Here is a 4202-nt window from a genome sequence, read left to right on the forward strand (position 1 = left end):
CTTCAGTGCGATGTCGACGTCCTCGGCGGTCGGCACGTTGAACGCGAGGTGGTGCAGGCCAGGGAGAGCGGTGGGGAACCGGTCGCCGCTTTGCTGCCACAGCGTCAACACCAATTGGTCGCCGTGCCCCAGAAAGGCGTATTCACGTCCCTCTTCGGTGCTTTCGCCAAGGAGGTCGAACCCGAACACACGACGGTAGAAGGCGATCGAGCGCGCCGCATCGGTGACGTTGAGTCCAACGTGTCCTGTCACGGCAGTGACCAACGGTGATGCGATCGGCGAGAGCGAACTCATGGTGATCTCCTTCGGAATGGCGCCGGACGGTCCGACCTATCTAACTGTTAACACGACGATAGACGGTTAGCTTGAAGAGGTGCAAGGCCCGGCCGGGGCGAGGTTCCGGAAGAGGGCACTAAGGTGGGTGGGCATGGCGACGGTTCGGGATCCGATCGGCGCGGCGATGCCTGACCCCAGGCCCCTCGTCGGTGAACCGTTGCCATTGGACCTGCTCAATACGCGGTGGATCGACGGCGATCACCGTCACGATCTTCTCGAAACCATTGCAGGGACGACAATTTGGATTGAATCTGCGGGCGTCGATGCTTCATGTCGGCCGGCAGCGATCGATGAGAAGGACCGACGGCGCCTGTGCGCTGCACGGGAGGCGATCGCCACCGTGGCCGAGACCCCCGACGACCCACACGGCCGCCAGCTTCTCAACGACGTGCTGTCGCATGGGCATCGCGTCTTGTCACTGAATGAAGACGGTCCGGCATCCGAGGTCATGGTGGATCGCGGATGGCGGATACCGTGGCTCGCGGCCGAGCGGTACCTTGACTTGCTGGCGCGGTCGCCAGATCGGATTCGGAAATGCCGGCACCCGCGGTGTGTGCTGTGGTATCTCGATACCAGCCGTTCGGGTACTCGCCGATGGTGTTCGATGACCACCTGCGGGAACCGGGCCAAGGGGAATCGGCACTATCAGAATCGTCGGGCGCGTTGACTAATTACGCTCGATCAGCTTCCGGAGAACGCGGCCTCGTACTTGAGTGGGCCGATCGTGGCGTCGGACGTCGCGAGTGCCACACCTGCCGTCCTATCGGTGTCGCACGGTGGTGTCGACGTGGGGAGCCGACGCCATTGCACTGCCGTCCATCGAGTTGACCCACTGGTTGTGGCCGATGTCGGCGCCAGCCGGTGCGGCCAATGCGATGACCGCGGCCGCCAGGCCACCGGCGATGAGTGCTAGGAGTCCGAAATCCTTCATGGTGGAACCTCTTTCATCGTGTCGTATGATCCATACTGATGAGTAGTGTGACCGTCGGCTTGCATCGTTACACGCGGTACGCTTCGGATGAGTTGGGGTGGCAGCGCCTCGCGCGGTTCCCCAGAGCCCAAACGGCCAACCGCGGGTTGCTCGAGTACACCGCCGCCAGAAGGCCGTAGGCAGACTGTACCGAAGAGTTCAGTCAACAAGGAGCACTATCGATGCCGTCGAAGGGCGTCCCACCCATGCGCCCGCCGGTCCCGGTGGAAGGCTGGCGTCGCGTCGAAGTACGGCGCATCGCTCACTCGCCAGCCGTAGCCTGGTTTGCCGCCACCCTGGCACGCCAGGCCACCGTTTGTTCGGGTCGCGCCGCCTCGAGTGCAGCACGTGCGGCGGCGGGGTCGAGATCGGTCGTGTAGACCGGAGTGCCGGGCTGCTGGCGCCAGGATTGGGCGATGGTCCCACCCTCGATCGGTTGGAATCCGGCGGCGTCGACGAGCAGATTGGCGATGAGGCGGTGCTCGGCCAGATCGGCGGCGACGGGAGCGGCGACTCGCACTGGTTCATGCCCGGCGGATGCCTTGGCACGTAGGCTCGCCGCGCCAATGGTGTTGAACGCCTTGACCAGTGTGCGATCGAGGAGCTCAGCGACCCACACGCTCTCCGTCAGCCCGGCGTCGATGGCCTGTACTGAATCGTCGCGCACCACGGGAACATAGTTTCCCGTGTCGATTACCGGTACGTGGCGGGGCAGACGGGAGAGCGTATCGCGCAGGGTCGCCACCCTTCCGAAGGGAACGCTGACGACGACCACCTCCGCGTCGACGGCGACGTCGTCCAGGGAACAGGCGCGGATCGGTGTTCCCGCCACCACGTCGGCCAGCGATTGGGGTCCGCGCGAATTGGCGAGGCGCACCGCGAGGCCGGTGGCCGCCCATCGTCGGGCCAGCGTGCCGCCGATGTTGCCCGCGCCGATCACGGCGATCATCGGGTTGCTCTGCGGGATAACGTTGCTCATCATTCACGTCCGTTCACGTCGATTAAGTGGACACCACGTCCGCTTGCATGGGGAAGACGATACGGATGCGCCGCCCGCCCGGCCAATCGCCGGGACGACGTGTCGACGCCGCACTGCCGTACGGTGCCCAAGGTCTGGCTGGCCCCGCAGGGACCACGAGCGTTCCCGACACGGCGGACCTCCACATATCGGCGCCGTAGGGCGGATCCCATCAGTCCAATGCCGACTCGTCGCGTTGAACCACGGACTCGACGGCGGCGCGCAAACGGTGCAACGCCGTGCGGTCGTCGTCGTCGTAGTGCCGAGCATGATCATCGAGCACGCAGACCGTTCCGACCACCCTCCCGCGTGCATCGTGCACCGCCATGCCCAGGTAGTTGCTCAGACCAAACTCCGCTTCGTCCTCGTTGCCCGCAAACCGGGGGTCCTCGCGCGAATCGCGAACGTAAACTGCGGAATCGGTGTCCACGACTCGCTCGCAGTACAACGGCACGCGTGAATCATCCTGTCCCGCCTTCCTCCCGGACGCGCCGACGGTGTAGTGCCGAGTTGCCTCGCCCGCCGTGGCGGCAACCACCATCGCGTCGGGGTCCGACCTCATCACCAGCACGGACTTGACGCCTAGTTGCCTAGCCAGCTCCTCCAGACGGGGCGCGATATCAGCGAGTCCCGAGGTGGTGTCAGTGGCGTGCGGTGTCGGTTGGTTCATGGTGCGATCCTCGTCTCGAGTCGGCCAGTCGAAGAAGGGTTCGGTCTCCGTAGGCGCAAGCAGTGCAATGAAATACGGTGGTGGAACGGGATTACCGCATCGGTGTCGATGACAGCGACAGGGCACCTGGGGGTGAGTGCGTCGCGGGACGGACACCGTTACAACGCCGACGAAGATCGCGGCCTGGCGTCCTCGTCGTGCGGCTTCTCGGCAACGAAAAGCGCTGCCGCCGCGGCGCCTGCACTGCAATACCGCGGGAGTCGGAGATCAACTGGGCGGTAGTAGCATCGAGCGCGCGTCAGGGCGTGAATCCGGTAGATCTCGACGGAGCTCAAACCGAACACCCTGCGCCGCAAGGGTTTGCACCACAGACCTCGGCAACGGTGAGTCGGTCACGGCGTCTGAATGGCTAACTGTACTACATGGTACGGAATTGTGGTGACGACACGAGCGGTTGAATTCAAAGGGTGGCCACGCGCGCAGCTGCGGATGTCCCTGTGAACGCACGGATCCCCTCGAAGCTGCGATGATGAATCGCCGCGCTCCCCCGATATCCGTCGGGGTCGATCGCCGTGCCGCTGGTGTCCACAGCGCCGCCGCCGGCCGACGGGCATCCGCACCCAAATTCGGGGCGCCGGTTCGCTCTCGGCGCAGGGCCGCTAGCCCATTCCTGGCGGTCTATCCGATCGAGGTGCTGTGCGGTTCGGACGCTCTGGCGACCAAACAGATCACCGACGAGGTCGTCGGCCGGGGGCCTGCGGACGAGACTTCCCGGCGGACTGCGGTGCGGTCGGGTTCGGCACAGCGGGTTTCGATGCATGGATGGCGGGCAGCAATATCGTGTCGATGACTCGTCGGAGGTAGTCGGCGTCCACGTCGTCGCCGTTGACGATGCGCATCAGTCCCATCGCCGTCAACACGTCGGCCAGCAGTGACCAGTCATGGTCGGCGGGCACTTCACCGCGCGCGGCGGCTTGACCCAGGATGCCCGACACCACTCGACGGCCCTGGTGCAGCAGAAGGTCACCGAGAGCCGTAGCCAGCTCGGCGTCGTGCGCGGCTTCCAACGCCACCCGCAGCACCAGGTCATTGGACACCAAGTCGTCGTCGCTGCGGGATGAACGCTCGACCAAGACGTCGAAGTCGCCTGCCAGCGCGCCGGTGTCGGGAATCTCGTCGCTCACCAGCTCAGGACGCCATTGCACCAG

The 4202-nt window shown here is 65.0% G+C and carries 7 protein-coding genes; 2 read left to right on the forward strand and 5 right to left on the reverse strand.

Annotation, left to right across the window (positions count from 1 at the left end):
* The coding region (locus tag ACRDUX_RS05310) for a VOC family protein (RefSeq protein WP_526411707.1) at window positions 1-294 on the reverse strand (294 nt) is incomplete at its 3' end.
* A 166-nt stretch (window positions 295-460) separates the two neighbouring features.
* Here ACRDUX_RS05310 and ACRDUX_RS05315 point away from each other — a divergent pair.
* A complete protein-coding gene (locus tag ACRDUX_RS05315; protein WP_526411718.1) occupies window positions 461-1003 on the forward strand; it encodes a CGNR zinc finger domain-containing protein in 543 nt (180 codons plus the stop codon).
* 93 nt (window positions 1004-1096) lie between these two features.
* Here the strand turns inward: ACRDUX_RS05315 and ACRDUX_RS05320 are convergent, their stop codons facing one another.
* Complete coding sequence (locus ACRDUX_RS05320) at window positions 1097-1267, reverse strand: hypothetical protein (protein ID WP_526411709.1); 171 nt, start codon at window positions 1265-1267, stop codon at window positions 1097-1099.
* A 38-nt stretch (window positions 1268-1305) separates the two neighbouring features.
* Here ACRDUX_RS05320 and ACRDUX_RS05325 point away from each other — a divergent pair, with 38 nt between their 5' ends.
* Window positions 1306-1446, forward strand: a complete 141-nt coding sequence (locus ACRDUX_RS05325) for a hypothetical protein (protein WP_526411711.1) — start codon at window positions 1306-1308, stop codon at window positions 1444-1446.
* Window positions 1447-1568: 122 nt separating this feature from the next.
* Here ACRDUX_RS05325 and ACRDUX_RS05330 read toward each other — a convergent pair whose 3' ends face one another.
* From ACRDUX_RS05330 to ACRDUX_RS05340, 3 genes are all read right to left on the reverse strand, one after another.
* On the reverse strand, window positions 1569-2288 hold the full coding sequence (locus ACRDUX_RS05330) for an NADPH-dependent F420 reductase (protein WP_526411713.1): 720 nt from the start codon (window positions 2286-2288) through the stop codon (window positions 1569-1571).
* 208 nt (window positions 2289-2496) lie between these two features.
* Window positions 2497-2994 (reverse strand): GAF domain-containing protein, encoded by a 498-nt coding sequence (locus ACRDUX_RS05335; RefSeq protein WP_526411715.1) that lies wholly within the window; start codon window positions 2992-2994, stop codon window positions 2497-2499.
* A gap of 728 nt (window positions 2995-3722) precedes the next feature.
* On the reverse strand, window positions 3723-4202 hold a 480-nt coding region (locus ACRDUX_RS05340), incomplete at its 5' end, for a TetR/AcrR family transcriptional regulator C-terminal ligand-binding domain-containing protein (protein WP_526411717.1).

This window comes from Mycobacterium sp., assembly GCF_050701675.1.
In the GTDB taxonomy this organism is placed as follows: domain Bacteria; phylum Actinomycetota; class Actinomycetes; order Mycobacteriales; family Mycobacteriaceae; genus Mycobacterium.

What these genes read in the sequence shown, in the direction of transcription:
- ACRDUX_RS05315 (WP_526411718.1), top strand. Translation starts at nt 461, where the DNA reads ATGCCTGACCCCAGGCCCCTCGTCGGTGAACCGTTGCCATTGGACCTG.
- ACRDUX_RS05320 (WP_526411709.1), bottom strand. Translation starts at nt 1,267, where the DNA reads ATGAAGGATTTCGGACTCCTAGCACTCATCGCCGGTGGCCTGGCGGCC.
- ACRDUX_RS05325 (WP_526411711.1), top strand. Translation starts at nt 1,306, where the DNA reads ATGAGTAGTGTGACCGTCGGCTTGCATCGTTACACGCGGTACGCTTCG.
- ACRDUX_RS05330 (WP_526411713.1), bottom strand. Translation starts at nt 2,288, where the DNA reads ATGATGAGCAACGTTATCCCGCAGAGCAACCCGATGATCGCCGTGATC.
- ACRDUX_RS05335 (WP_526411715.1), bottom strand. Translation starts at nt 2,994, where the DNA reads ATGAACCAACCGACACCGCACGCCACTGACACCACCTCGGGACTCGCT.